The organism is Hydrogenophaga sp. A37 (genome assembly GCF_002001205.1).
Lineage (GTDB): Bacteria > Pseudomonadota > Gammaproteobacteria > Burkholderiales > Burkholderiaceae_C > Hydrogenophaga.
On the sequence record NZ_MUNZ01000188.1, the window covers coordinates 54,007 to 78,656 of the forward strand.

Sequence of the window (24,650 nt, forward strand, 5' to 3'; positions counted from 1 at the left end):
CTTCCTTATTCGGCAAGAGCGCGAGTCACAACCTCACGCACATCGTTGCTCAGATCGGCCTTCGCGGCCACGCGTGCAATCGCCTCGCGCGCCGCACCGCGGTAGGGCTCGGCGAGCTTTTTCCAGCGGTCGAGCGCGCGCGCCAGGCGGGCGGCGACCTGCGGATTGATGGCGTCGAGTTCCAGCACGCGATCGCTCCAGAACACGTAGCCCGCCGCGTCGCCGCGGTGGAAGGCGCCGGGGTTGGCGCTGCAGTAGCTGAACACCACGCTGCGCGCCCGGTTGGGGTTCTTGAGGTTGAAGTCCGGGTGGGTCATGAGCTGGCGCACGGCCGGCAGCACGTTGCCACCGCGGTCGGGCGCGCCGGCCTGCAGCGCGAACCACTTGTCAATGACCAGGGCCTCGTTCTTGAACATCGCGTGAAAGCGCACCAGCGCGTCCTGCGCCAGTGGCTGGCCGCTCACCACCAGGGCCGACAGCGCGTTGAAGCGGTCGGTCATGTTGCCGGCGTCCTTGAAGCGCTGGTAGGCCTTGCCGGGCCAGACCGTGTCGCCACTCTCACGCGCGGCCAGGCAGAGCATGGTCAATGCCAGACCAGCGAGCGCGCGGCGGCCGGTGCTCACCGGGTCGGGGCGGTAGGCGCCGTTGTCCTTGTGCTGCTCGTAGGCCCAGGCCCAGTCGGCCTGCAGGGCTTCGGCCAACTGTTCGCGCATGGTTTCGCGCACAGCGTGGATGCGCTGCGGGTCGACCACGTCGAGCTGCTCGGCGATGTAGGTTTCGCTGGGCAGTGTGAGCACCAGTTCCTTGAACGCCGCGTCCAGTGTGGGGTGGCGCAGCACCTCGCGCATGGCGTTCAGGTAGGCGGCATCGAGCGGCTCGCGTGGCAGCGGACCGTCGGCGCGGATGGCCGCCAGCGCCAGGCGCAAGGCCAGCCGCTGGCCGGCTTCCCAGCGGTTGAAGGCATCGGTGTCGTGCGCCAGCAGGCTCAGCAGCTGGGGGTCGGTGTACTCGGCGTCCAGCACCACCGGGGCCGAAAAGCCGCGCAGCATGGAGGGCACCGGTTCGGCGTCGAGGTTGACGAAGGTGAAGCTCTCGCTGGCCTGCGTCAGCACGAAGGTGCGCGTACCGCTTTCAGCCTGGTTCCAGTGCGCCAGCTGCAGCGGCAGCTCGGTGCCGCTGGCATCCAGCAGACCGATGGCGACCGGAATCACGAACGGCTCTTTCATCGACTGCCCCGGCGTGGGCGCACAGCTCTGGGTGAGCGTGAGCGTGTAGCTGAGGGACGCGGCGTCGTACACGCCCCGCGCCCGCACCACAGGTGTGCCGGCCTGGCTGTACCAGCGCTTGAACTGCGGCAGCAGGCGGGCGAGGTCGCTGTGGGGGTTGGCGTCGGCGATGGCCTGGGCGAAATCGTCGCAGGTCACGGCCTGCCCATCGTGGCGCTCGAAATAGAGCTTCATGCCCGCAGCGAAGCCGGCGCGTCCCACCAGGGTCTGCATCATGCGCACGACCTCTGCGCCTTTTTCGTAGACCGTGACGGTGTAGAAATTGTTGATCTCGACGTACTGGTCGGGGCGCACCGGGTGCGCCATCGGGCCGGCGTCTTCGGGGAACTGCATGGTGCGCAGCACGCGCACGTCTTCAATGCGTTTGACCGCGCGCGCCGAGGGCTCAGCGCACAGGTCCATGCTGAACTCCTGGTCGCGGAAGACGGTCAGGCCTTCCTTGAGCGAGAGCTGGAACCAGTCGCGGCAGGTGACGCGGTTGCCGGTCCAGTTGTGGAAGTACTCGTGGCCCACGACCGACTCGATGTTGGAGAAGTCGGTGTCGGTGGCGGTCGCGCTGTTGGCCAGCACGTACTTCGTGTTGAAGATGTTCAGGCCCTTGTTTTCCATGGCGCCCATGTTGAAGTCGCTGGTGGCGACGATCATGAAACGCTCCAGATCGAGTGGCAGGCCGAAGCGCGCTTCGTCCCAGATCACGCTGTTGACCAGCGAGTTCATCGCGTGTTCGGTCTTGTCCATGTCGCCGGGGCGCACATAGACTTGCAGCAGGTGCTGGTTGCCACTGCGCGAGGTGATGCGCTGCTCGCGCGCCACCAGCTTGCCGGCCACGAGCGCGAAGAGGTAACAAGGCTTCTTGTGCGGATCGACCCACTTCGCGAAGTGGCGGCCATCGGGCAGCCGTCCTTCTTCCACCAGGTTGCCGTTGGACAGCAGCACCGGGTATTTGGCCTTGTCGGCGCGCAGCGTCACCGTGTAGCTCGCCATCACGTCGGAGCGGTCGAGGAAGTAGGTGATGCGGCGGAAGCCCTCGGCCTCGCACTGCGTGAAGAAGGTGTCCTGGCTCACGTACAGACCCATGAGCTGGGTGTTCTTTTCGGGCGCGCAGGTGGTGAAGATTTCCAGATCGAAGGGCTCGGGGCCTTCGGGCAGGTTGGCCAGCACCAGGGCCTGGCCGTCCATCTTGAACGAGCAGCCGCCGCCGTTGAGCATCACGCGCGCCAGGTTCAGGTCTTCGCCGTCCAGGCGCAGCGCCTGCTCGGGCACGTCGGGATTGCGGCGCAGGCGCATCTTGTTGAGCACCCGCGTCTTGAGCGGATCGAGGTCGAAGCTCAGATCGACGGTGTCGATCCAGAAAGCCGGAGGGGCGTAGTCTTCTCGGCGGACCACAGTGGTTGGGCCGCCGGCCTCACGCGATGGGTTCATAGTGTCTCCAGGAAACGGGATGTGATCAGGGCGTGGTAGTCGGGAACATGCGCCAGCACGTGCGGCCCGCCCAGTTCCTCGGCCGGGTGGGAGCTGCAGATGGCCACGGCGCGCATACCGGCGCGGCGCGCGGCCTCGATGCCCAAGGGCGCGTCTTCAAACACGATGCAGCGCTCGGGCGCCACACCGAGGCGGCGCGCGATCTCCAAAAAAATGGCGGGCTCGGGCTTGCCGGGCAGGCCCTCGTCGCCACCCACCGTGGGTAGCGGCTGGCTCAGTGCGAGATGCTGATAGGCGAACGCCTGGTTGTGGCGGTCGCCCGCCGTGCCCACGCCGACCGCGAGCCCACGCTGTTGCGCAGCCCCCAGGAAAGCCTTGAAGCCCGCGACCTCGCTGAAGATCGGGGCAAACAGCTCGCGGTACACGGTTTCCTTTTCATTGACATGGGTCTGGGCCAGTTCGTCGGAAATGTCGCCGAACAGCGCCCGCATGCACTCCACGCCGGTGCGCCCGGTGGTGCGGCGCATCAGCTCGGCCACGTCGATCTCCAGGCCGCGCCGGCGCGCGAACTCCACCCAACTGCGCTGGTGCGAGGGCATGGAATCGATCATGGTGCCGTCCATGTCGAAGATCAGGGCCTGGACCATTTACACGCCTTGCTTGAGCGAGGCTTCGATGAAGGCATCGAGATCGCCGTCGAGCACCTTCTGCGTGGCGGAGATTTCAACGTTGGTGCGCAGGTCCTTGATGCGGCTGTTGTCCAGCACGTAGCTGCGGATCTGGTGACCCCAGCCCACATCGGTCTTGGTGTCTTCGAGCTTCTGCTGCTCTTCCTGTTGTTTGCGCAGCTCGTGGTCGTACAGACGCGAGCGCAGGCGTTTCCAGGCCACGTCGCGGTTGCTGTGCTGGCTGCGGCCGTCCTGGCACTGCACCACGATGCCGGTGGGGATGTGCGTCAGACGCACGGCCGAGTCGGTCTTGTTGATGTGCTGACCGCCCGCGCCGGATGCGCGGAAGGTGTCGGTGCGCACGTCGGCCGGGTTGATGTTGATCTCGATCGAGTCGTCGACCTCGGGGTAGACGAACACCGAGGCGAACGAGGTGTGGCGCCCGCCCGACGAGTCGAAGGGGCTCTTGCGCACCAGGCGGTGCACACCGGTTTCGGTGCGCAGCAGGCCGAAGGCGTAGTCGCCCTCGATCTTGATGGTGGCGCCCTTGATGCCGGCGGTGTCGCCCGCGGTCTCGTCTTCGATCGTGGTCGTGAAGCCCTTGCGCTCGCAGTACTTGAGGTACTGGCGCAGCAGCATGCTGGCCCAGTCGCAGGCCTCGGTGCCGCCGGCGCCGGCCTGGATGTCCAGGAAGCAGTTCAGCGGATCGGCCGGGTTGTTGAACATGCGGCGGAATTCGAGCTTCTCCACCTCGACCGCGACCTTGGCGGCTTCGCCTTCGATGGTGATCAGGCCGGCGTCGTCGCCGTCTTCGCTCGACATCTCGAACAGCTCGCTGTTGTCCGAGAGCTCACCGGTGAGGCGGTCGAGCACCAGCACCACGTCTTCGAGCGATTTTTTCTCACGTCCCAGGTCCTGGGCGCGTTTGGGGTCGTTCCAGACCGTCGGGTCTTCCAGCGCGGACTCGACTTCTTTCAGTTTGGATGCTTTGGCATCGTAGTCAAAGATACCTCCGTAACTCGACCACGCGGGTGGTCAGGTCTGCGAGCTGGCTACGGATGGTGTTGACGCGTTCTGCTTCCATGATGGGACCTTGATTCGTTGTGTGGGGGAGGGCGCGCCCTTGGACACCGGGGTGTCAATGGGCGTGGAAACCGCGATTTTCTCACGCGAACGCTGAGAGACCGCAAGCGGTTGGTGATCCCAACGGGCGGTCGCGTGTTCAGAAGCGAAAAGCGGTGCCGAACATGATGCCGGCGGAGCCCAGCAGCTGCAGCTCCACGCTCACCGCGGGGGTCAAACGGTAGCCCAGGGCGGGGATCAATCCGGGTGAAAAACCGTGGTTGTTGGCGGGGACTTTGCCCTCGTAACGGTCCACGTAGCCAAACAGCACGCCCGCGCTGACCGAGCCATACAGCTTGGGCAGGCTGGGCACCAGCGCCTCCCAGGTCTTGCCCAGATAGACATAGCCCGAAGGTTGCCCGAACGAGTTGCGGAACAGGCTGAAACCGCAGAACCGGTCGTCGGGCAGCCGCTGCGTGAAACCCAGCGCATACACGGGCTTGTGCTCGTCGGAGCGTGTCCAGTGGCGTGTGAAGGGTGAGATGAACAGCTCGAGGTGCCGGTCCTTGGCGTCAGGCGGGTTCCAGCCAGGGCACGGCGAATGGTCTTGAGCGACCGCACTGGCTGCGAGCATGGAGACCAGGAGAAAAGCAACAAAGGCTCGCATGCCGCGCCAAGGAAAGGGTGATGGGTACTGCAAAATTGTGCCATTGATGCTTCGACTGACCCCATGACCGTTTCCAGCGCCCCCGTGTCCCCCGCCCTGGGCCGACGCATTCTCCTGACCCTGTGGGTGATGGGGCTGGTTGTTTTGTTCTCGGGTTGTGCTGCGGTGGACACCTGGCAGCGCGAAAAGATCTACCGTCCCAGCGCGCTGCAGAACGACGCCGAGAAGCAGGCCCTTCGGGCGACGAATCCCGACGTCAGCGTGTTGCGCGTCCCGTCTGGCGCGGCCGGGGAGTGGGTGGAGGTGTTGCACGTGCCCGCCCTCGGTACCCCGGCACGGGACATCCGGGTGTTGTACCTGCACGGCACCTTTCGCCATGCGTACCAGAACCTGCCCAAGACCCTGCCCATGCGGCGCGCGGGCATGGCCGTGTGGGTGCCTGACTACCGGGGCTGGGGCGGCTCCAGCCCGCGCTTGCCCGATGAGCAGGGCATCCACGACGATGCCTGGGCGGTCTGGCAGTTTCTGCAAGCGCAAGGGCCGCAGGACCCGTCGGTGCGTTGGGTGATCTACGGGCATTCCATGGGCACCGCCGTCGCCACCCGGTTGGCGGCACGGCTGAAGGCCTCAGGCGGTGGCTACTGCGCCCTGGTGCTGGAAAGCTCGTTCACCAGCTTCTCCGATCTGGCGCAGGCCAGTGTGGGCTGGGTGGGGCGGGCGCTGGTGGGCTTGGGCTCGCAACGCATGGCGGCCAGTGAGGACATTGCTGGCGTTGCCGGGCCCGTCTGGTTTCTGCACGGATCGCAGGACACCACGGTGCCGATGGCCCAAGGGCGGCGCCTGTACGACATGGCGCCGACGCCGAAGTTCTGGCGCGACTGGCCGCTGGGTCACAGCAACCTGCACACTGACACGACCGGTTCCTACGACCGGACCTGGCAAGACATCGCGAACGCTTGCGCCCACTGATCAGGCGTCGGCGAGAAAGCCCTCGATCAATCGGGCCAGCCGCTCCGGCTGGTCGTGGTGCAGCATGTGGGCCGCGTCTTCGATCACGGCGTTGTGCAGGTTCGGCACGGCCTTCAGGCGCTCGTGGTACTGCGCCAGCGTGAAGCGGCCCTTCCACCACTGTGACAGGCTGTCGTCGCTCGCGGTGACGCTGAGCACCGGCGCCGCGATGCGCTCGTAGATCGCCAGCGTCTCGGGCAACTGGTAGAGGTGGGCGTTGACCACCTTGTGCGCCGCGTCGCCGAGGATGGCCCAGCGCCCTTCGGCGTTGGGCGCGGCCCACTGGCGCGCCAGCCAGTCGGCCTTGTCGACCCCCAGGCGCGGGTTGGTCTTCATCAGGCGGCGCGCCACGCCCTCGGCCGAGTCGTAGGTCTTGAGGTCCATTTCGCCCCGGCGCAGGGCCTTGAGTTCGTCCAGCCACTGCGCGTAGCGACCGGGCGCTTGCGCGGGCCGCGTCTCGGGCATGCCGAAGCCTTCGAGGTTGACCAGGCGTCGGATGCGCTCGGGCCGCACACCCGCGTACGTCATGGCCACGTTGCCGCCCATGCTGTGGCCCACCAGGTTCACTGGCTCGTCGGGCGAGAAGTGATCGAGCAGGGCGTCGAGGTCGGCCAGGTAGTCGGCGAACCAGAAGTTGTCGGAAACCTGCTCGGACACTTTCGTCAGCCCGTAGCCGCGCCAGTCGGGCGCGATGATCCAGCGGTCTTCCGTCAGCGCGTCCACCATGAACTGCCACGACGCGGCCACGTCCATCCAGCCGTGCACCAGCACCAGTGGTGCCTGGCCAGCTTGCGGTTCACCCCACTGTCGAACGTGGTACGGGATGTGGCGGATGGGCACAAACGTGCTGCGCGAGGCTTGAAGTGCTTGGTACATTCGATTCATCATAAAGACGAGCAGGAGACCGCGCATGCCCCAGCGTCAAGGCCGTGACACCCCACCGTCCGCCGTGGACCACCACGACCAGTTGCACCGCCGTTTTGGCTGGCAGGTGCCGCAGCACTTCAACATGGCCGAGGTCTGCTCGCGCCGCTGGGCGGCCGATCCCGAAGTTGCGACGCGCACGGCGGTGATCGCCTGCGCCGCCGACGGCCCCGACCAGCACCACAGCTACGCCGAACTGCAACTGCAGGCCAATCGCCTGTCCAACGCGCTGGCAGCGCTCGGTGTGGAGCGCGGCGACCGCGTGGCCATCGTGATGCCGCAGCGCTTCGAGACCGCCGTGGCCTACATGGCGGTGTTGCAGATGGGCGCGGTCGGCATGCCGCTGTCGCAACTCTTCGGCCCCGAGGCGCTGGCGTTTCGCCTGCACGACAGCGAGGCCGTGGTGGCGATCTGCGACGCAAGCACGCTGGCGGCCGTTCAGTCGGTCAGCGCGATGTGCCCGCAGCTGCGCAGCGTGATCGCGGTGCATGCGCCGGAGGCGAGCGCGCTGCACTGGGCGCCCGTGTTGGCCCAGGAGCCGGCGGTGTTCGAGGCGGTGCACACCCTGGCCGACGAAGCGGCGGTCTTGATCTACACCAGCGGCACCACCGGCAACCCCAAGGGCGCGCTGATCCCCCACCGCGCCCTGATCGGCAACCTCAGCGGTTTCGTCTGCAGCCAGAACTGGTTTGGTTTCGACCCCTTTGACAGCACCGCGAAGTCGACGGCGGTGTTCTGGTCGCCGGCCGATTGGGCCTGGACCGGCGGCCTGATGGACGCGCTGCTGCCCACGCTGTATTTCGGCCGCACCATCGTCGGCTTCAACGGCCGCTTCAGCCCGCAGACCGCGTTTGAGCTGATGCAGCGCCACGGCGTGACCCACACCTTCCTGTTCCCGACCGCGCTCAAGGCCATGATGAAAGCCTTCCCCGCGCCGCGCCGGCAGTTCACGCTCCAGTTGCAAGCCATCATGAGCGCGGGTGAGGCCGTGGGCGACGCGGTGTTCGCCTACTGCCGCGAGCAACTGGGCGTGACCGTCAACGAGATGTTCGGCCAGACCGAGATCAACTACATCGTGGGCAACTGCGCCATGGAATGGGGCGCCGCAGCGCCGGGGCGAACAGGCTGGCCCGCGAAGCCCGGGAGCATGGGCAAAGGCTATCCCGGCCACCGAGTCGCGGTGATCGACGACGACGGCAACGAATGCCCGGTCGGAGTGCACGGTGACGTCGCGGTGCACCGGCTCGACGTGCACGGCGAGCCCGATCCGATCTTCTTCCTGGGCTACTGGAAAAACGAGGCATCCACCCGCGCCAAGTTCACCGGCGACATGGCCAACAGCTGGTGCCGCACCGGCGACATGGCCATCCGCGACGCCGACGGCTACCTCTGGTACCAGGGCCGCAGCGACGACGTGTTCAAGGCCGCGGGCTACCGCATCGGGCCGAGCGAGATCGAGAACTGCCTGGTCAAGCACCCGGCGGTCGCCAACGCCGCCGTGGTGCCCAAGCCCGACGCCGAACGCGGCGCCGTGGTCAAGGCCTATGTGGTGCTCGCTCTGGAGTACCTGGCGGCAGCGCCAGGGCGGCGTGTGGGTGACGCGGGTTTCGAGGCGCGGCTCGTGAAAGAGCTGCAGGCGCACGTCAAAGGCAAGCTCGCACCCTACGAATACCCCAAGGACATCGAGTTCGTCGATTCGCTGCCCATGACCACCACCGGCAAGGTGCAGCGGCGCGTGCTGCGGCTGCAGGAAGAGGCGAGGGCGCGCTCACGCGACTGATGCGCGGCGGCCCCCGGAGCGAAATCCCTCAACCCAGGATGCGGTGGAACCGGCTTTGCCGGGCCACTCGCATCGCCCCCTGGAGGGGGTAGCGCGCAGCGCTGCGGGGGTGTTACTTCTCCACCCGCAGTTCCAGCACGCGGCTGCCAGCCTTGCCCTCGGTGGTGAGGCGGGTGATGTCGGCGCCACGCGCGAGCAGGTAGTCGCGCACGCTCATGGCGCGGTCTTGCGCGAGCAGGCGGTTGGCCGCGTCGCTGCGGCCCTCATCACCGTTGCCCACAATGTGCACACGAAACGTGGGCCGGCTTTCGAGCCGTTTGCCGAGGTCGTTGAGTTGGCGCGCCAGACCCGGCGTGACCGCCGAACGGCCTTTGTCGAAAGCAGATGTGCCGGGCACATCCATGGACGAAGGAGGGGCGGAGGCGCGTGGCGCGGCCGGTGCGCCGCTGCCACGGGGGCTTGAAGCGCAAGCGGCGAGTGCCAGGAGCAACACGGGCGGAATGGCGCGGAGGGCGGGCGACAAGTGGGGCATACCTGAACTCCTGGTGGGGGTGGCGCCAGCGGCGACAGGGCCGTTGCGCACGTGGCCCTAAACTTATAGATCAGTTCCTCTCCCGATGGTCTTTTCATACGCATTTGCTCACCCCTCCATGAACACTGTTGCACTCGGCGCCAGCGGCCTGCACGTCACCCCCATCTGTCTCGGCACCATGACCTTCGGCGAACAGGTCAATGAGGCCAACGCCCACGCCATCCTTGACCGCTCGCTCGAACGCGGCGTCAACTTCATTGACACCGCCGAGATGTACGCGGTGCCCGCCAAGGCCGAAACCTGCGGAGCCACCGAAACCATCGTCGGCAACTGGTTCGCGAAACACCCCGGTGTGCGCGAGAAGCTGGTAGTCGCCACCAAGGTCGCCGGCCCTGCGCGCGGCATGCCCTGGGTACGGGGCGAGGTCAGCAAGGCCGGCATCATCGAAGCCTGCGAAGGCAGCCTCCGGCGCCTGCAAACCGAGGTCATCGACCTCTACCAGATCCACTGGCCCGCACGCAACGTGCCGGCCTTTGGTGCGGTCTATTTCGACCCCAGCAAAGACAAGCCCATGCCCTCGGTGCTGGAGCAGCTCGAAGCGCTGTCCGGGCTGGTGCAGGCCGGCAAGGTGCGCGCGGTGGGTCTGTCCAACGAGTCGCCCTACGGCGTGCACGAGTTCGTGCGCCTGGCCGAGCAGCACGGTCTGTCGCGCGTGGCGACGGTGCAGAACCCTTATTGCCTGATCAACCGCACTTACGAAAACGGCCTGGACGAAACCTGTCACCGCCTGGGCGTGTCGCTGTTGGCCTATTCACCGCTGGGCTTTGGCCTCTTGAGCGGCAAGTACGACAGCACCGGCCTGGTGGGTGACCACGGCCGCATGGCGATCTACGACAGCATGAAGGCCCAGCGCTGGGGTCGGCCCGAGGCACTGGCCGCCGCCAAACGCTACAACACCTTGGCGCGCGACCACGGCCTGACGCCCGCCCAACTCGCGCTGGCCTTCTGCTACCGCAACCCCAAGGTGGCCAGCACCATCATCGGCGTGACCTCGCTGACGCAGCTGGATGAGTGCCTGGACGCCTGGGGCACCGAGCTCTCGCCCGAGTTGCTCAAGGCCATCGACGCCATTCGTTGGGAGCTGCGCGACCCCGCGCAGTGATCGGGCTCACCCCCGCCTCGCTGCGCGCGACCCCCTCGAAGGGAGCCATGCGCGTGGCCCGGCGGAGCCGGTTCCACCGCATCCTCCTGGGTCAGACACCGTTCTCGTTGCATCTGTTCATGGCGAAAAAAGCGCACATCTCCGAAACGCCCGCCACGGCCTGGCTCAAGGCGCACGGCGTGGCTTTCACCGAGCATCCCTACGAGTACCTGGAGCACGGCGGTGCCCAGCACAGCGCGGCCGTGCTGGGTCTTGACCCGTTCGCCGTGGTCAAGACCTTGATCATGCAAGACGAGGCGGCCAAGCCGCTGGCCATCCTCATGCACGGCAACCGCACGGTGTCCACCAAGAACCTGGCGCGGCAGATCGGCGCCAAGTCGGTCGAGCCCTGCAAGCCCGAGGTGGCCAACCGCCACAGCGGCTACCTGGTGGGCGGCACCTCGCCGTTCGGGCTGAAGCGCGAGATGCCGGTGTATGTGGAGTCGGCGGTGCTGGGGCTGCCGAAAATCTGGATCAACGGTGGGCGACGCGGTTTTCTCGTTGGCATCGATCCGGCGGTGCTGGCTGGCCCACTGGGCGCGAAGCCGGTGCAGTGCGCGCTGGCAGAATAGGCGGCGCGCGCTCCGGGTGAGCTCGCGCAGAGAACCACAACGAGGGCATCGCCTTGGAATTCATCACCCCCATCCTCGCCACCGTCCTGGCCTACCTCATTGGCTCGCTCTCGTTCGCGGTGCTGGTCAGCCGGCTGATGGGCCTGAACGACCCGCGCACCTACGGCAGCAAGAACCCCGGTGCCACCAACGTGCTGCGCTCGGGCAGCAAGAAGGCGGCCATCCTCACGCTGCTGCTCGACGCCCTCAAAGGCTGGCTGCCGGTGGTGGCGGTGAAGTGGTGGGGCGATGCCTGGGGGCTGGGCGATGGCACGGTGGCGCTGGTCGGGCTGGTTGCGTTTCTGGGCCACCTCTGGCCGGTCTTCTTCCGCTTTCAGGGCGGCAAGGGCGTGGCCACGGCGGCGGGCGTGATCATCGGCTTCGAGCCCTGGCTGGGGTTGGCCGTGCTGTTGACCTGGGTGATCGTCGCCTACGCGTTCCGGTATTCGTCGCTGGCGTCCATCGTCACGGCGGTGTTTGCGCCGGTTTTCTATCTGTTCGGCAACCACGTGGCCTGGCGGGCGCCCGGTGTGCTGGTGCTGAGCCTGGCGGTCATGGGCCTGCTGCTGGTGTGGCGCCATGCCGAGAACATCAATCGCCTTGTGGCGGGCAAAGAGAGCAAGTTGGGAGCGAAAAAATCATGAGCCATGAGATTCAACGCATCGGGATGGCCGCTCGCTATAGCGAGGCCGCGGTGTTCAATGGCGTGGTGTACCTCGCGGGCATGGTGCCCGAGCGCGGCGACACCGACATCGCGGGTCAGACGGCCGACGTGCTGGCCCAGGTTGAGCAGCGGCTCAGGGAAGCGGGCAGCGACAAGTCGCGCATCCTGCGCACTCAGATCTACCTGACGGACATCCGTGAGATCGGTGCGATGAATGCTGTGTGGGACGCGTGGGTGGTGCCTGGCACCGCACCGCCCAGGGCCACCGTGCAGGCCGCGCTGGCCGACCCGGCCTGGAAGATCGAGATCGTGGTGACCGCAGCCCAGGGCTGAGTGATCAGAACCGCTTCTCAAGCGTCAGCTGGTCGTTCGTCTTCTGCATCTGGAAACGGTTGAGGAAGCTGTTGCCCAGCAGCACGAAGGGCATGGGCTGGGGTGACACCACGGCTTCCACGTCGTAGGCCACCACGTCGCCCACCCGCACTGAATCCAGGCGGATCAGGTAGCCCGTGGACGTGCCGTTGGCGGTGTTCATGCGGACCTTCTGGCCGTGTTCGTACTTCAGGTTGATGCGTTTGGCGTCGGCCGCGCCGAGGGCGACTGTGGTGGCACCCGTGTCGAGCAGAAACTGCACCGCCTGGCCGTTGATCTGCCCTTGCGGCACGAAGTGGCCGCTGGGATCGGCGGTCAGCACGGTGCGCTGCCCACCACCGCCAGCGCGCCCCTTGCCCACGCTCACCGGCGCACCACCGACTTGCAAGGTCTGGCGTTTGCCGTCCACATCGACGGTGGCGGCATCGCCCTCGACCGCCAACAACTTCACGCCCTGCAATGACTGGCCCACGCTGAGAAACTTCGGCGCCGCGCCGTCAATGATCACCAGGGCCTTGCCACCTGCCACGCCCGACAGGGCGATCTGCGGACCCGTTTGGGCGTGCGCTCCCAGGCCCATGACCAGGCCCATCACGAAAAGCCACCGGGTGAACAAGGATGGTTGTGCCAACATGATCTCCCGCAGGTGGTGTGTGTTCAGCGACCGCTCTCGACCTGTGCGTAAACGTCGGCGTAACGCGTGTCGAGCAGGGTTCGGATCTTGGTGACGGCGTTCTTGCAATTGTTGGCGTTCACGGCCGGGTCGCTGGAGGCGCGCAGGTCGATGCTGGACAGCGCTTCATTGGCCTTCGTGAACGCGTCCATGCGTTCTGACATCGTGAGGTATTTTTCGATGAGGCGTTCGCTGGCGCTGATGGCCGAGGCGCGTTCACTGCGCCAGTTGTTCAGCAGGGTTTGCAGCGCTGCGGCCTGATCGGGTGCGTTTCGTTGGCAATGTTCGAGGCTTTTGCGCAGACCCATCTGCATGCCGCTGATCTTGATGGCGGCATCCAGGCGGCGTTTGTCCAGCGGGTTTTTGAGGCGTTGGGCCAGCGGCAGCGACAGGTTCACCGCTGGGCCCACGTCGGCTTTGGCCGGTTGCAGGGACTGCGTGTTGGGTCCACACGCACTGTCCTGGAAGATCACGGTCCCGTCAGGGCCTTTGCATTTGAAGACGCCTGCGAAGGCGGCGCCCGCCATGGCACCGGTGCATGCCAACACCGCCAGCGAACGACACACCACTCGACTCAGACGCATGGAAACCTTGCAGTGATCGAAGCTCAGTCGCGGAAGTTGTTGAAGCTCAACGGCAGGTCTTTGAGCTCGCTCTTGATGAGGGCCATGGCGGCCTGCAGGTCGTCGCGTTTGGCGCCGGTCACGCGCACCGCGTCGCCCTGAATGGCGCCTTGCACCTTGAGCTTGCTGCCCTTGAGCACCTGCTGGATTTTTTTGCCGTCTTCGGTGCTGACACCGTTTTTGACCTTGACCACCTGCTTGACCTTGTCGCCGCCGATCTTCTCAACCTTGCCGGCGTCGAGAAAGCGCACGTCCACGCCGCGCTTGACCAGCTTGCCGAGCAACACGTCGTTGACCTGGGTGATCTGGAAATCGGCATCACCGAACAAGGTGATCTCTTTTTCCTTGTCCTTGAGTTCGATGGCGGCGCTGGTGCCTTTGAAATCGAAGCGCGTGCCGATTTCGCGTGCAACCTGTTCGACCGCGTTTTTCACTTCCACGAGGTCGGCTTCAAGAACGGTGTCAAAAGAGGGCATGGTGCGGGCTCCACAGAGCGTGAATGAGACAATCGACAGATGTTAGTCGAGAACAACGTGGCGCTACAGGCGCTCAACACCTTTGGTATCGCCGCGCGTGCACAACGTCTCTCGCGCCTGCGCTCCGAGGCCGATCTTGCCGGGTTCATGGCCAGCCCGGAGTGGGCCACGCCGTCGTCTGCGGCGCCGGTGTTTGTGCTCGGGGGCGGCAGCAACCTGGTGATCACCGGCGACATCAAGGCGCTGGTGTTGAAGGTGGACATTCCCGGTAAACGCCTGGTGGAAGAAACGCCCAAGGGCTGGCTGGTGGAGGCCGGTGCGGGCGAGAACTGGCACGATTTTGTGGCCTGGACGCTGGCGCAGGGCTGGCCGGGGCTGGAAAACATGGCGCTGATCCCCGGCACGGTGGGCGCCTCGCCGGTGCAGAACATCGGGGCGTACGGCGTGGAGTTGCAGGACCGCTTTCATTCGCTCGACGCCATCGACCTGCACACCGGCAAAAGCTTCACGCTGGACGCCGCGCAGTGCGGCTTTGGTTACCGAGACTCGGTGTTCAAGCACACACCGTCAGATCGACGCAGCTTCGGCTTGGCGGGGCGGGCGCTCATCACCCGTGTGCGCTTTCTGCTGCCCAAACCCTGGAAGCCCGTGCTGGGCTACCTGGACCTGGAGCGCAAGATGGCCGAGACTGGCAACCACGCACCCGACGCGCAGCAGATCTTTGACTGGATCGTGGCCATCCGCCGCGCCAAGCTGCCGGACCCGGCGGTGATCGGCAACGCCGGAAGTTTCTTCAAGAACCCGACCGTGACACCCGATCAGTGCGCCGACATCATCGCGCGCGAACCGAAGGTGGTGCACTACCCGATGGCCGACGGCAGCATCAAGCTGGCGGCAGGCTGGCTGATCGATGCCTGCGGCTGGAAAGGCAAGAGCGTGGGCAATGCCGCTGTTTACGAAAAGCAGGCGCTGGTGCTGGTGAACCGAGGTGGTCCTGCGCATCCCTGCACTGGTGGCGAGGTCATGACGCTGGCCAAGGCCATTCAGACCAGTGTGTACGAGCGCTTCGGTATCCGGCTGGAGCCTGAGCCGGTGGTGGTTTGAGGCGACGCGGTCTCCTCCTTCACCCACAAAAAAGCCGCTCCAAGGAGCGGCTTTTTTGTGGGTGATCCGCGAGACGCTTACGCCCCCTTGTCGCCTTCCAGCCGCAGCATCTGCGCACCTTCGCCCAGCGACAGCAGGCCGCTCTTGGCATAGATACCGAGCTTGGCTCGGGTGTCCACGATGTCGAGATTGCGCATGGTCAGCTGGCCGATGCGGTCCAGCGGGCTGAACGGCGCGTCTTCCACCTTTTCCATGCTCAGGCGCTCGGGCGCGTAGGTGAGGTTCGGGCTCTCGGTGTTGAGGATGGAGTAGTCGTTGCCGCGGCGCAGTTCCAGCGTCACTTCGCCGGTCACGGCGCGGGCCACCCAACGCTGGGCGGTTTCGCGCAGCATGATGGACTGCGGGTCGAACCAGCGGCCCTGGTAGAGCAGGCGGCCCAGGCGAAGGCCGTTGATGCGGTACTGCTCGATCGTGTCTTCGTTGTGGATGCCGGTCACCAGGCGCTCGTAGGCGATGTGCAGCAGCGCCATGCCAGGGGCTTCGTAGATGCCGCGGCTCTTGGCTTCGATGATGCGGTTCTCGATCTGGTCGCTCATGCCCAGGCCGTGGCGCCCGCCAATTTCATTGGCTTTCAGGAACAGGTCCACCGGCGAGTCGAAGGTCTGGCCGTTCAAGGCGACCGGCTGGCCTTCTTCGAAGCGGATGGTGATCTCTTCGGCTTTCACTTCGACCTCGGGCTTCCAGAACGCCACGCCCATGATGGGGTTGACGATGCGGATGCCGCTGCTCAGGTGCTCCAGGTCTTTGGCTTCGTGCGTGGCGCCGAGCATGTTGCTGTCGGTGCTGTAGGCCTTTTCGGCGCTCATCTTGTAGCCAAAGCCGTTGGCCGTCATGAAGGCGCTCATCTCGGCGCGGCCGCCCAGTTCGTCGATGAACAACTGGTCCAGCCAGGGTTTGTAGATCTTCAGGCTGGGGTTGGTGAGCAGGCCGTAGCGGTAAAAGCGCTCGATGTCGTTGCCCTTGAAGGTGCTGCCGTCGCCCCAGATGTGGACGTCGTCTTCCTTCATCGCGGCCACCAGCATGGTGCCGGTCACGGCGCGGCCCAGCGGAGTGGTGTTGAAGTAGGTGATACCGCCGGTGCTGATGTGGAAGGCGCCGCACTGGATGGCGGCAATGCCTTCGTGCGCCAGCTGCACGCGGCAGTCGATCAGACGTGCCTTCTCGGCGCCGTAGGCCATGGCCTTGCGCGGGATTTCGTCGTAATCGCTTTCGTCGGGCTGGCCGAGGTTGGCTGTGTAGGCGTAGGGGATCGCACCCTTTTGCTTCATCCACAGCAGGGCGGCGGAGGTGTCCAGGCCGCCCGAAAAGGCAATGCCGACTTTCTGCTGGGTGGGCAGGTTCTGAAGAATGGTGGCCATGTTGTGGGTAACCGTGGATTTAGCCGAAGTGGCAGATGTAGTGGTAGGGCTCGGTCACGCGGATGTCGAAGCTGCTGTTGCCGGGGATGCTGAATTTGTCGCCCGGGCCGGACTTGAGCCAGGCGTCGGTGCCGGCCAGCTTGTACTCGCAGCAGCCGGCCACGCATTCCATGATTTCGGGCGCGCCGGTGTTGAAAGTGAGGTTGGCAGGCAGTACCACGCCGACCGACTTCTTGGTGCCGTCGGGGTAGGTGATGCCGTGGCTGACGCACTTGCCATCGAAATAAACGCTGGCCTGGGTGGTGACGGCGACGCCGTCGATGCGGGAGGTGGTCATGTGAGGGTCCGGAAAAAGAAACGGGCGCCGAACGGCGCCCGGACAAACCGAGATTTTAGAGTGCGGCTCAGTTCATCGGCCAGGCCAGATAGGCCACACCTTCGTAGGTGTAGTACTGACCCAGTGTGTTGATGATGCTGTCACGCTCGGCCGCACTGGTGGTGTAGAGGTGGGTGCCTGCCGAATTGCGGAAGAAACGGTAAACCTCGACCGTGCCTTCAGCTGGGGCGCTAGCTTGACGCGCGTACCAGGCGATGCCTTCGTAGGTGTAGATCTGCGACAGGTTGGCAATGACAGAGAGCCTCTCGCTTTCGCTGATGGTGTAGAAGTGGGTGCCGGTCTGGCGGTTGATGAAGCGGTGCACCGCGCTGAGGCCGCTGCCCGGTGCCGGGGCCACCATGAACACCGGCGCTTCGTAGGTCAGTCGGGTGTTGGTGGCTCGCACACTGTCACGTTCGGTCACGCTGGCGCTGAAGAAGTGGGTTCCGTTGAAGGTGTTGTAGAACCTGAACACCATGCGGTAGCCGGGGTTGAGCCAGTTGATCAGGCCGTTTTCGTAGGCGATGTCGAAGCGGCCGTAGTAGTCCTTGCCGGTGGGATTGGTGCAAGACGAGGTGCCCCCCCACAGCTGCCCGATGATTTGGGGGTTGCTGGTGGTGCCTTCATGGAAAAGGGCCGAGCCACTGCTGCCGCCTTCGGTGATGCCTGTATTCCACTGCACTTCGTACATGGGGTAGCTGGCGTTGGTGTTGATCGCGCCCAGGTCGTTGCCGAGGTAGTTCAGGTAGTTGGTCAAGCGGCCATCGCTGCGGCGCATGAGGTCACCCCCCGGGTGGTGCAAGGCGGTGTAGACGGTGCCCGTGTTGATTCCATGGCGCTGGAACTGCCAGCCGGCGTACATGGCGCCGGCGGGTGGTTGGTAGGGAAGATCGAGAAACGAGGTGTCGGTGCCCGTGGGGTTGTTCAGGCTGCCCGATGTTTCGGAGCGGTTGAACAGCAAAGTTGCTCCGCCACCAATGGTGTGGGCATTAGGGTTGAGGGTGTTGTTATTGCAGGCTGACGAGCGCCAGAACCAGCTGGTGAGCAGCGTGCTCGCAACCGTTTGTGTGCCGATGCAATGGTTGGCGGTCAGGATATAGCCTTGTTGCGTGACGCCCCGGTTGGCGACCAGCGTGCCCGTGCAGGTGTATTGAATTCCTGCGTCCACGAAATCCATCGACGACACTGAGTTGACGGCAGGGGGCAGGGTGCAAGTGGCATCGGGATTGAGGTTGGCGCACTCGGTCTTGGCCTGAATCAGGCTCAGGTTGGCTTCCATGGCTGTTTCCACACCATGGATGACGGTCGGCACGCTGAAGCCCACGCTGGCCGTATCACGCCCCGCAGGCAACTCCACTTCCAGCACAGTGGCTTCGCCCATGGTCCCCGGCATCCAGTATGTGTGGGCCGCCGCAGAGTCCCCGTCAGCCTTCACGTTGGCGCGGATGGCCGAGTTGATGTGGGCGCCGGTGGTCTGCTGCGCTTTGCTGCTGCCGTCGGCGTAGACGCGCAGTGTGAGATCGTCGGGCAGGTTTTGAATCAGCAGGCCCAGGCGGAGGGCTTTGGCCCCGGTTGAGCTCAAACGCAGCTCGGCGCGCTGGGTGCCGGTTGCGGTGGCGCTCCAGGTCAGCAGTTCTTGGAGACTCTTGCGGTTGCTGGTCGCAGCGACCGGGCGTGCAAAGCCAATCTGGTAGGCCTTCGCCCCCCCGAAGGCACTCGACGACTTGCGGTTGTTCTTGTTGCGTTTCTCCAGGTCGGCCGCAGAGGGGGCGCCCAGATTAATGCTGGCGCCGGCCTTGCGAACCGAGGTGGTGTCCACGGTGACCGAGGTGACAGGACCCGCTTCGGCCTGGGCAGCAGCCGCTGCCGGCTGGGTCACGGCGTTCGCGCTATTGAAGCTCACCGGTTCAGCAGCGGCTTCCGATGGGGTTTCCGTTGCTTTGGCGCTGGAAGCTGACTTTGATTGAGCGGATTGGGCCGTTTCATCGGCGCCCCCGCAGGCCGCCAACCCCAACACAGCCGTCAAAGCCAGCCATCGCATGTATTTCCCCGACATGGTGATCCTCTGAATTGCAAAAAAGAAGAATTGTAGGGTCGTGCCCTCCGGTCTTGCGATCCCCGCCGGGCCGCCTGCTCAGTACTTCGTACCGGTTGTACCCTTCGCCGCTGCGCCCTGGTTCAGGCGTGTCCGCTATAGGTCTTTTTACTGCCGGTTTTGCCACGCGTTGGCGTCGAATCCCACGGTGATGGCACCGTCCGCCCACACCACCACCGGGCGTTTGATCACGCTGGCGTGGGCCAGCAGCATGGCGCGTGCGCTGGCGTTGTCCGTCACCGCGTTGCGCGTGGCTTCGTCGAGTCCGCGCCAGGTCGTGCCTTTGCGGTTGACGAGTGTTTCCCAGCCGGCTGCGGCGAGCCAGCGCTCGAGTTCCCTCTCAGGAACCCCTTGTTTCTTGAAGTCGTGAAAGGTGTGCGCGACACCGTGTTCCGTGAGCCAGGTGCGGGCTTTCTTGACGGTGTCGCAGTTGGGGATGCCGTAGAGTGTGATCATCCCCGAATTCTGGCACGCGGCCCTCTGGCAGCGTGCCCTCAACCCCAGGTTTCAACATGACAGAGCGCGATTTCTACCCACCCATCGAACCGTTCAAAACCGGCGTGCTCGACACCGGCGATGGCCACCAGATTTACTGGGAGCTGTGCGGCAATCCGGCGGGCAAGCCCGCGGTGTTTTTACACGGAGGGCCGGGCTCGGGCTGCTCGGTCGATCACCGCCGCCTGTTCGACCCTGAGCGCTACTGCGTGTTGCTGTTCGATCAGCGTGGTTGCGGTCGGTCTCAGCCCGCTGCTTCGCTGGTGAACAACACGACCTGGCACCTGGTGGCCGACATGGAGCGGTTGCGCACGATGTGGGGTGTTGAGCAGTGGTTGGTGTTCGGCGGCTCCTGGGGCAGTACGCTGGCGCTGGCCTATGCGCAGACGCACACCGAGCGCGTGTCGGCGCTGATCGTGCGCGGTATTTTCACGCTGCGGCGCGAGGAAGTGCGCTGGTACTACCAGGAGGGTGCCTCATGGTTGTTCCCTGATTTGTGGGAGGGTTTTGTGGCGCCGATTCCCATGGCCGAGCGGGGCGATCTGCTCACGGCCTACCGCAAGCGCCTGACCGGTGACGACCCGGCCGAACAACTGGCCTGCGCCCGCGCCTGGAGCTTGTGGGAAGGGCAGACCATCCGCCTGCTGCCCGACGCGGCCAACACCGCCAAACATTCGAACGACGCGTTTTCACTGGCCTTTGCTCGCATCGAGAACCACTACTTCGTGCACGACGGCTGGATGGACGAAGGCCAGCTGATCCGCGACGCGCACAAGCTGGCCGACATTCCCAGCGTGATTGTTCAAGGTCGTTACGACGCCTGCACACCCGCCCACACCGCGTGGGCGCTGCACCGCGCCTGGCCGCAGGCCGAGTTTCATCTGGTGCCGGATGCCGGGCACGCTTTCAACGAGCCCGGCATCCTCTCAAAGCTGATCGAGGCGACTGACCGATTCGCCCGGTGAGTCTGAGGGTTGGGGGTGGTGCGAGACAATCCTGGGTGTATGAACACCCTTTCTGAATGGCTCGCCCACTGCGAGCGTCTGCACCCCCAAGGCATCAGCGGCATCGAACTCGGGCTAGACCGCGTGCAACGCGTCGCGCAGCGCATGCAGCTGAACCTGGCCTGCCCTGTGATCACCGTGGCGGGCACCAATGGCAAAGGCTCCACCTGCGCCATGTTGGAAGCGATTTATGGCGAGGCGGGCTACCGCACCGGCGTGTACACCTCGCCGCACCTGGTGCACTTCGAAGAGCGCTGCCGCGTCGCGGGCGAGGTGGACGCCCAGGCCCTGGTGCCTGGCTTCGCCGAGGTGGAGGCCGCGCGCCTGGGGGAGGCGAGCGACGACGGCCTGGGCGAGGTGCAGCTGACCTATTTCGAGTTCACCACCCTGGCCATCCTGCGCACGCTCGCGGGCAGCGGGATCGATGTGGCCATCTTGGAGGTGGGGCTGGGCGGGCGGCTCGACGCGGTGAACATCGTCGATTCTGATTGCGCTGTCATCACCTGCATCGCGCTGGACCACATGGCCCTACTGGGGCCGGACCGCGAAGCCATTGGGTACGAGAAAGCCGGCATCATGCGCACCGGCCGCCCGGTGGTGGTGAGCGACCCGGTGCCGCCGCAAAGCGTGCTGGACCGCGCGCTGGAAGTGGGCGCCAACCTGTGGCGCCTGGGCAAGGACTTCCACTTCGCCGGCGACCAGCAGCAATGGGGCTGGGCCATGCACCCTTCGCACGGCGGGCGGCGCTACAGCGGGCTGGCCTACCCGGCGCTGCGTGGCGCCAACCAGCTGGTCAATGCGTCGGGGGTGCTCGCGGCCATCGAAGCCCTGCGCCCGCGCCTGCCGGTGACCGCGCAGGCGGTGCGCAACGGGCTGGCCATGGTCGAACTGCCCGGACGCTTCCAGATTGTGCCTGGCACGCCCACCCTGGTGCTGGACGTGGCGCACAACCCGCACTCGGTGGCCGCACTGGCGGAAAACCTGGACGCGATGGGTTATTACCCCACCACCCACGCGGTGTTTGGCGCCATGGCCGACAAGGACCTCGGCGCGATGCTGGAGCGCATCGCACCCCTGATCGACCGCTGGCACCTCACCGATTTGCCACTGCCGCGTGCCAGTACCGCCGAGGCGCTGGCCGAGCAACTGGACGCCCATGCGGCCACTGCGCCCAAGGGCCAGAGCCGCGTGGCTGGACGCCACGCCAACCCCATGGCGGCGCTGCGCGCGGCAGTGTCGATGGCGGACCCCGCTGATAGAATCGTGGTCTTTGGTTCCTTCTTCACCGTGGGTGGGGTTTTGCAGGACGGCGTGCCCCGTCTGTCGGCCAAACACCTCGCGGCCTGACCGCTCCCGCCGCCCTTTGCCAGGGTCCGATCCCGAATGCTCACTTCCCGCTCCGGTACCCAGGGCCACCCGGCCCCTCCGCCGCCCCAAAGCATTGAGGCCGTGCGCCGCAGGGCGCGCCATCGCCTGATCGGAGCTGCGGTGCTGGTGCTGGTGGGCGTGCTCGGTTTCCCCTTGTTGTTCGACACCCAGCCGCGCCCGATCGCGGTGGACATTCCCATCGAAATTCCGTCGCGCAACCCCGCGCCTTCTGCTTCGTCCGCAAAACCTGCTGCCCCTGCCGCATCGGACAGCGCCAAGTCATCCGGGACTGGCGTGTCCACTGGTGAAAGCCTGAGCGCGCGCGAAGAGGAGGTGGAGTCCAAGCCGGCCGTCGTTGCCAAGGCAGACAAGGCAGAAGTGGCCAAGCTGGACGCTGCAAAGCCACAGCCCACGGCGAGCGATAAGGGTGCCGCCGAAACCGTGCCTGCCAAGCCTGCAGAGAAGACAGCTGAAAAGTCCGTGGCCAAAGCGGACGAAAAGACCAGCGATAAAGCCGACGACAAGCCTGCCGAGGGTGCCGAACGCATCGTGGTGCAGGTCGGTGCTTTTGCCGAAGTCGAGCGCGCACGCGAGGCGCGCCTCAAGCTGGAGCGCGCCGGACTCAAGACCTACACCCACGTGGCCGAGACTTCGCAGGGCAAGCGCATCCGTGTGCGCATGGGGCCGTTCGCCACCCGCGCCGAGGCCGACAAGGCTGCTGCCCGCGCCAAGGCGCTGGGCCTGCCGACGGCCTTGCTGTGGCTGTGATGTCTGACGGCCTGGCCCGGATGGGCGGGGCATGAACGCGGTAGACGGCGTTCTGCTGGCGATCTTGTTGTTGTCGGCGGTGGTGGGCCTGTGGCGCGGGCTGGTCTACGAGGTGCTGTCGGTCGCGGCCTGGGTGGTCGCGTTTGTGGTGGCCCAGGCGTATGCGGGTGTGGTGGCCGGGATGTTGCCCATGGGGGAGGCCTCGCCTGCCTTGCGACTGGCGGCCGGGTTTGCACTGACCTTCATCGCCACGGCCTTTGCCGGGGGCCTGGTGGCCTGGATGGTGAAGCGCATGGTGTCTGCCGTGGGCCTGCGGCCGATTGACCGGGTGCTGGGTGGCGCGTTTGGTCTCTTGCGCGGTGCGGTGATTTTGCTGGCACTGGCGGTGGTGGTTGACATGACGCCCCTCCATTCCAACGAACAGTGGAAGGCGTCGATGGTGGCGCAGGTGCTGGCCGACGGGCTGCACACGCTCAAACCCCTGCTGCCGCCGTCGGTGGCGGGCTATCTGTCTTGAATTTTTTGTCAATGTTTCGCTGAGGATCCAATCATGTGTGGAATCGTGGGCGTGGTGAGCCAGACGCCAGTCAATCAGTTGATCTATGACGCGCTGCTGCTGTTGCAGCACCGTGGCCAGGATGCAGCCGGCATCGTGACCGAACAAGGTCGCAAGTTCTTCATGCACAAGGCCAAGGGCATGGTGCGAGACGTGTTCCGCACCCGCAACATGCGTGCGCTGCCGGGCAACAGCGGTCTCGGGCAGGTGCGTTACCCGACCGCCGGCAATGCCTTCAGCGAAGAAGAGGCGCAACCGTTTTACGTGAACGCGCCGTTTGGCCTTGTGCTGGTTCACAACGGCAACCTGACCAACGCCCAAGCGCTGAAGCAGGAGCTGTTCCAGACCGACCACCGCCACATCAACACCGACAGCGATTCCGAGGTCTTGCTCAATGTGCTGGCACACGAGCTGGAGAAGGTTTCGCGTGGCATCAAGCTCAAGCCGGCCGATGTGTTTGCTGCAGTGCGCGGCGTGCACCAGCGGGTGCGCGGCTCTTATGCGGTGGTGGCGCTGATCTCCGGACATGGTCTGGTTGCGTTCCGCGACCCCTACGGCATCCGCCCACTGTGTGTGGGCCGCCACGGCGACAGCGTGATGGTGGCGAGCGAGTCGGTGACGCTCGAAGGCAACGGCTTCGAGCTGGAGCGCGACATCCAGCCGGGCGAGGCCCTGTTTGTGGATCTGGCTGGCAACACGCAGTTCCAGCAATGCGCAGACAAAACCAGCCACAACCCCTGCATTTTCGAGTTCGTCTACCTGGCGCGGCCAGACTCGGTGCTCGATGGCATTTCGGTGTACCAGGCGCGCCTGAACCTGGGCAAGACGCTGGCCAAACGACTGGTTTCCACCGTGCCGCCGAACGAGATCGATGTGGTGATTCCCATCCCCGAATCATCGCGCCCCAGCGCCATGGAGCTGGCCCAGTTGCTGGGCTTGCCGTACCGCGAAGGTTTTGTGAAGAACCGCTACGTCGGCCGCACCTTCATCATGCCGGGGCAGGGCGTGCGCAAGAAATCGGTGCGCCAGAAGCTCAATGTGATTGCCAGCGAGTTCAAGGGGCGCAATGTGCTGCTGGTGGACGACTCCATCGTGCGCGGCACGACCAGCCGTGAGATCGTGCAGATGGCGCGCGACGCCGGTGCCCGCAAGGTGTACCTGGCCAGCGCTGCGCCGCCAGTGCGTTTCCCCAACGTCTACGGCATCGACATGCCAACGCCAGATGAGCTGGTGGCGCACGACCGTACGGTCGAGCAGGTGCGAGAGAGCATCGGTTGTGACGCCCTGATCTACCAGGATGTGGACGCGATGAAGCAGGCCATCGGCTCGCTCAATCCGTCGTTGGCCGGTTTTGACGCTTCATGTTTCGACGGCGTATATGTCACTGGCGACATCACGCTGGAAACCATTGCGCGCATGAACGCAGGGCGCGGCACGGCCGAAGAGGGTGAGGAAGACAGCTCGCGCCTGGCATTGCCCAATGCGCAGACCGCCTGA

25 protein-coding genes are annotated in these 24,650 nt (G+C 65.4%); 12 read left to right on the top strand and 13 right to left on the bottom strand.

Features of this window, described 5'->3' with window-relative positions; translation table 11 throughout:
• Positions 1-5: 5 nt before the first annotated feature.
• The 4 genes from pepN to B0E41_RS24970 form a co-directional block, all read right to left on the bottom strand.
• On the bottom strand, positions 6-2,708 hold the full coding sequence (gene pepN / locus B0E41_RS24955) for an aminopeptidase N (RefSeq protein ID WP_077335616.1): 2,703 nt from the start codon (positions 2,706-2,708) through the stop codon (positions 6-8).
• Positions 2,705-3,355, bottom strand: coding sequence for an HAD family phosphatase (locus tag B0E41_RS24960; protein WP_077335618.1), 651 nt, complete (start codon positions 3,353-3,355; stop codon positions 2,705-2,707). The genes pepN and B0E41_RS24960 overlap by 4 nt, the downstream gene beginning before the upstream one ends.
• A protein-coding gene (prfB, locus tag B0E41_RS24965) for a peptide chain release factor 2 (RefSeq protein WP_143434016.1) occupies positions 3,356-4,460 on the bottom strand; the annotation gives its coding sequence in 2 pieces (ribosomal slippage) (positions 3,356-4,378 and positions 4,380-4,460; 1,104 coding nt in all).
• A gap of 138 nt (positions 4,461-4,598) precedes the next feature.
• Complete coding sequence (locus B0E41_RS24970) at positions 4,599-5,072, bottom strand: hypothetical protein (RefSeq protein WP_077335620.1); 474 nt, start codon at positions 5,070-5,072, stop codon at positions 4,599-4,601.
• A gap of 96 nt (positions 5,073-5,168) precedes the next feature.
• On the opposite strand from B0E41_RS24970, the gene B0E41_RS24975 reads away from it, so the two are divergent.
• A complete protein-coding gene (locus B0E41_RS24975; protein WP_077335622.1) occupies positions 5,169-6,074 on the top strand; it encodes an alpha/beta fold hydrolase in 906 nt (301 codons plus the stop codon).
• On the opposite strand, the gene B0E41_RS24980 is transcribed toward B0E41_RS24975, so the two are convergent.
• A complete protein-coding gene (locus B0E41_RS24980) occupies positions 6,075-6,989 on the bottom strand; it encodes an alpha/beta hydrolase (protein ID WP_077335624.1) in 915 nt (304 codons plus the stop codon).
• Between the two features lie 34 nt (positions 6,990-7,023).
• On the opposite strand from B0E41_RS24980, the gene B0E41_RS24985 reads away from it, so the two are divergent.
• Positions 7,024-8,817: an AMP-binding protein gene (locus B0E41_RS24985; RefSeq protein WP_077335626.1), complete on the top strand. Its 1,794-nt coding sequence runs from the start codon at positions 7,024-7,026 to the stop codon at positions 8,815-8,817.
• Between the two features lie 112 nt (positions 8,818-8,929).
• Here B0E41_RS24985 and B0E41_RS24990 read toward each other — a convergent pair whose 3' ends face one another.
• Positions 8,930-9,349 carry an OmpA family protein gene (locus tag B0E41_RS24990; RefSeq protein WP_077335628.1) on the bottom strand — a complete coding sequence of 140 codons (420 nt, stop codon included), beginning with the start codon at positions 9,347-9,349 and terminating at the stop codon, positions 8,930-8,932.
• Positions 9,350-9,467: 118 nt separating this feature from the next.
• Between B0E41_RS24990 and B0E41_RS24995 the strand changes: the two genes are divergently transcribed.
• The 4 genes from B0E41_RS24995 to B0E41_RS25010 all read left to right on the top strand — a co-directional run bounded on the left by B0E41_RS24995 (position 9,468) and on the right by B0E41_RS25010 (position 12,158).
• On the top strand, positions 9,468-10,511 hold the full coding sequence (locus B0E41_RS24995) for an aldo/keto reductase (RefSeq protein ID WP_077335630.1): 1,044 nt from the start codon (positions 9,468-9,470) through the stop codon (positions 10,509-10,511).
• A 119-nt stretch (positions 10,512-10,630) separates the two neighbouring features.
• Positions 10,631-11,122, top strand: coding sequence for an aminoacyl-tRNA deacylase (locus B0E41_RS25000; protein ID WP_077335879.1), 492 nt, complete (start codon positions 10,631-10,633; stop codon positions 11,120-11,122).
• A 53-nt stretch (positions 11,123-11,175) separates the two neighbouring features.
• On the top strand, positions 11,176-11,805 hold the full coding sequence (plsY, locus tag B0E41_RS25005; RefSeq protein ID WP_077335632.1) for a glycerol-3-phosphate 1-O-acyltransferase PlsY: 630 nt from the start codon (positions 11,176-11,178) through the stop codon (positions 11,803-11,805).
• Positions 11,802-12,158 (top strand): RidA family protein, encoded by a 357-nt coding sequence (locus tag B0E41_RS25010; RefSeq protein ID WP_077335634.1) that lies wholly within the window; start codon positions 11,802-11,804, stop codon positions 12,156-12,158. The genes plsY and B0E41_RS25010 overlap by 4 nt, the downstream gene beginning before the upstream one ends.
• Before the next feature lie 4 nt (positions 12,159-12,162).
• Here the strand turns inward: B0E41_RS25010 and B0E41_RS25015 are convergent, their stop codons facing one another.
• Genes B0E41_RS25015 through B0E41_RS25025 form a run of 3 tightly spaced genes read right to left on the bottom strand, consistent with a single transcriptional unit; the run spans position 12,163 to position 13,969 of the window.
• Positions 12,163-12,831 carry a TIGR02281 family clan AA aspartic protease gene (locus tag B0E41_RS25015; RefSeq protein WP_253195157.1) on the bottom strand — a complete coding sequence of 223 codons (669 nt, stop codon included), beginning with the start codon at positions 12,829-12,831 and terminating at the stop codon, positions 12,163-12,165.
• A 23-nt stretch (positions 12,832-12,854) separates the two neighbouring features.
• Positions 12,855-13,454 (bottom strand): DUF4124 domain-containing protein, encoded by a 600-nt coding sequence (locus B0E41_RS25020; protein ID WP_143434017.1) that lies wholly within the window; start codon positions 13,452-13,454, stop codon positions 12,855-12,857.
• Between the two features lie 23 nt (positions 13,455-13,477).
• Positions 13,478-13,969 (bottom strand): YajQ family cyclic di-GMP-binding protein, encoded by a 492-nt coding sequence (locus tag B0E41_RS25025; RefSeq protein ID WP_077335638.1) that lies wholly within the window; start codon positions 13,967-13,969, stop codon positions 13,478-13,480.
• Positions 13,970-14,008: 39 nt separating this feature from the next.
• Here B0E41_RS25025 and murB point away from each other — a divergent pair, with 39 nt between their 5' ends.
• The gene (gene murB, locus B0E41_RS25030) at positions 14,009-15,073 is read left to right on the top strand and encodes a UDP-N-acetylmuramate dehydrogenase (protein WP_077335640.1); all 1,065 of its coding nucleotides are present in this window, start codon (positions 14,009-14,011) and stop codon (positions 15,071-15,073) included.
• A 77-nt stretch (positions 15,074-15,150) separates the two neighbouring features.
• Here murB and argG read toward each other — a convergent pair whose 3' ends face one another.
• The 4 genes from argG to B0E41_RS25050 form a co-directional block, all read right to left on the bottom strand.
• A complete protein-coding gene (gene argG, locus B0E41_RS25035) occupies positions 15,151-16,491 on the bottom strand; it encodes an argininosuccinate synthase (protein WP_077335642.1) in 1,341 nt (446 codons plus the stop codon).
• A 19-nt stretch (positions 16,492-16,510) separates the two neighbouring features.
• The gene (locus B0E41_RS25040) at positions 16,511-16,828 is read right to left on the bottom strand and encodes a pyrimidine/purine nucleoside phosphorylase (protein WP_077335644.1); all 318 of its coding nucleotides are present in this window, start codon (positions 16,826-16,828) and stop codon (positions 16,511-16,513) included.
• A 67-nt stretch (positions 16,829-16,895) separates the two neighbouring features.
• On the bottom strand, positions 16,896-18,770 hold the full coding sequence (locus B0E41_RS25045; RefSeq protein WP_077335646.1) for a hypothetical protein: 1,875 nt from the start codon (positions 18,768-18,770) through the stop codon (positions 16,896-16,898).
• Between the two features lie 300 nt (positions 18,771-19,070).
• The gene (locus tag B0E41_RS25050) at positions 19,071-19,418 is read right to left on the bottom strand and encodes an ArsC family reductase (protein WP_077335648.1); all 348 of its coding nucleotides are present in this window, start codon (positions 19,416-19,418) and stop codon (positions 19,071-19,073) included.
• 56 nt (positions 19,419-19,474) lie between these two features.
• Between B0E41_RS25050 and pip the strand changes: the two genes are divergently transcribed.
• Genes pip through purF form a run of 5 tightly spaced genes read left to right on the top strand, consistent with a single transcriptional unit; the run spans position 19,475 to position 24,650 of the window.
• Positions 19,475-20,422, top strand: coding sequence for a prolyl aminopeptidase (gene pip / locus B0E41_RS25055; RefSeq protein WP_077335650.1), 948 nt, complete (start codon positions 19,475-19,477; stop codon positions 20,420-20,422).
• A 39-nt stretch (positions 20,423-20,461) separates the two neighbouring features.
• Positions 20,462-21,808, top strand: a complete 1,347-nt coding sequence (gene folC, locus B0E41_RS25060) for a bifunctional tetrahydrofolate synthase/dihydrofolate synthase (RefSeq protein ID WP_077335652.1) — start codon at positions 20,462-20,464, stop codon at positions 21,806-21,808.
• A 36-nt stretch (positions 21,809-21,844) separates the two neighbouring features.
• On the top strand, positions 21,845-22,597 hold the full coding sequence (locus B0E41_RS25065; RefSeq protein WP_077335654.1) for an SPOR domain-containing protein: 753 nt from the start codon (positions 21,845-21,847) through the stop codon (positions 22,595-22,597).
• Between the two features lie 31 nt (positions 22,598-22,628).
• The gene (locus tag B0E41_RS25070) at positions 22,629-23,114 is read left to right on the top strand and encodes a CvpA family protein (RefSeq protein WP_077335656.1); all 486 of its coding nucleotides are present in this window, start codon (positions 22,629-22,631) and stop codon (positions 23,112-23,114) included.
• A gap of 33 nt (positions 23,115-23,147) precedes the next feature.
• On the top strand, positions 23,148-24,650 hold the full coding sequence (gene purF / locus B0E41_RS25075) for an amidophosphoribosyltransferase (protein WP_077335658.1): 1,503 nt from the start codon (positions 23,148-23,150) through the stop codon (positions 24,648-24,650).

Bases quoted from the DNA above. Each gene is read 5' to 3' on its own strand.
- pepN (WP_077335616.1), bottom strand. From the start codon at position 2,708: ATGAACCCATCGCGTGAGGCCGGCGGCCCAACCACTGTGGTCCGCCGA.
- B0E41_RS24960 (WP_077335618.1), bottom strand. From the start codon at position 3,355: ATGGTCCAGGCCCTGATCTTCGACATGGACGGCACCATGATCGATTCC.
- B0E41_RS24970 (WP_077335620.1), bottom strand. From the start codon at position 5,072: ATGCTCGCAGCCAGTGCGGTCGCTCAAGACCATTCGCCGTGCCCTGGC.
- B0E41_RS24975 (WP_077335622.1), top strand. From the start codon at position 5,169: ATGACCGTTTCCAGCGCCCCCGTGTCCCCCGCCCTGGGCCGACGCATT.
- B0E41_RS24980 (WP_077335624.1), bottom strand. From the start codon at position 6,989: ATGTACCAAGCACTTCAAGCCTCGCGCAGCACGTTTGTGCCCATCCGC.
- B0E41_RS24985 (WP_077335626.1), top strand. From the start codon at position 7,024: ATGCCCCAGCGTCAAGGCCGTGACACCCCACCGTCCGCCGTGGACCAC.
- B0E41_RS24990 (WP_077335628.1), bottom strand. From the start codon at position 9,349: ATGCCCCACTTGTCGCCCGCCCTCCGCGCCATTCCGCCCGTGTTGCTC.
- B0E41_RS24995 (WP_077335630.1), top strand. From the start codon at position 9,468: ATGAACACTGTTGCACTCGGCGCCAGCGGCCTGCACGTCACCCCCATC.
- B0E41_RS25000 (WP_077335879.1), top strand. From the start codon at position 10,631: ATGGCGAAAAAAGCGCACATCTCCGAAACGCCCGCCACGGCCTGGCTC.
- B0E41_RS25010 (WP_077335634.1), top strand. From the start codon at position 11,802: ATGAGCCATGAGATTCAACGCATCGGGATGGCCGCTCGCTATAGCGAG.
- B0E41_RS25015 (WP_253195157.1), bottom strand. From the start codon at position 12,831: ATGTTGGCACAACCATCCTTGTTCACCCGGTGGCTTTTCGTGATGGGC.
- B0E41_RS25020 (WP_143434017.1), bottom strand. From the start codon at position 13,454: ATGCGTCTGAGTCGAGTGGTGTGTCGTTCGCTGGCGGTGTTGGCATGC.
- B0E41_RS25025 (WP_077335638.1), bottom strand. From the start codon at position 13,969: ATGCCCTCTTTTGACACCGTTCTTGAAGCCGACCTCGTGGAAGTGAAA.
- murB (WP_077335640.1), top strand. From the start codon at position 14,009: ATGTTAGTCGAGAACAACGTGGCGCTACAGGCGCTCAACACCTTTGGT.
- argG (WP_077335642.1), bottom strand. From the start codon at position 16,491: ATGGCCACCATTCTTCAGAACCTGCCCACCCAGCAGAAAGTCGGCATT.
- B0E41_RS25040 (WP_077335644.1), bottom strand. From the start codon at position 16,828: ATGACCACCTCCCGCATCGACGGCGTCGCCGTCACCACCCAGGCCAGC.
- B0E41_RS25050 (WP_077335648.1), bottom strand. From the start codon at position 19,418: ATGATCACACTCTACGGCATCCCCAACTGCGACACCGTCAAGAAAGCC.
- pip (WP_077335650.1), top strand. From the start codon at position 19,475: ATGACAGAGCGCGATTTCTACCCACCCATCGAACCGTTCAAAACCGGC.
- folC (WP_077335652.1), top strand. From the start codon at position 20,462: ATGAACACCCTTTCTGAATGGCTCGCCCACTGCGAGCGTCTGCACCCC.
- B0E41_RS25065 (WP_077335654.1), top strand. From the start codon at position 21,845: ATGCTCACTTCCCGCTCCGGTACCCAGGGCCACCCGGCCCCTCCGCCG.
- B0E41_RS25070 (WP_077335656.1), top strand. From the start codon at position 22,629: ATGAACGCGGTAGACGGCGTTCTGCTGGCGATCTTGTTGTTGTCGGCG.
- purF (WP_077335658.1), top strand. From the start codon at position 23,148: ATGTGTGGAATCGTGGGCGTGGTGAGCCAGACGCCAGTCAATCAGTTG.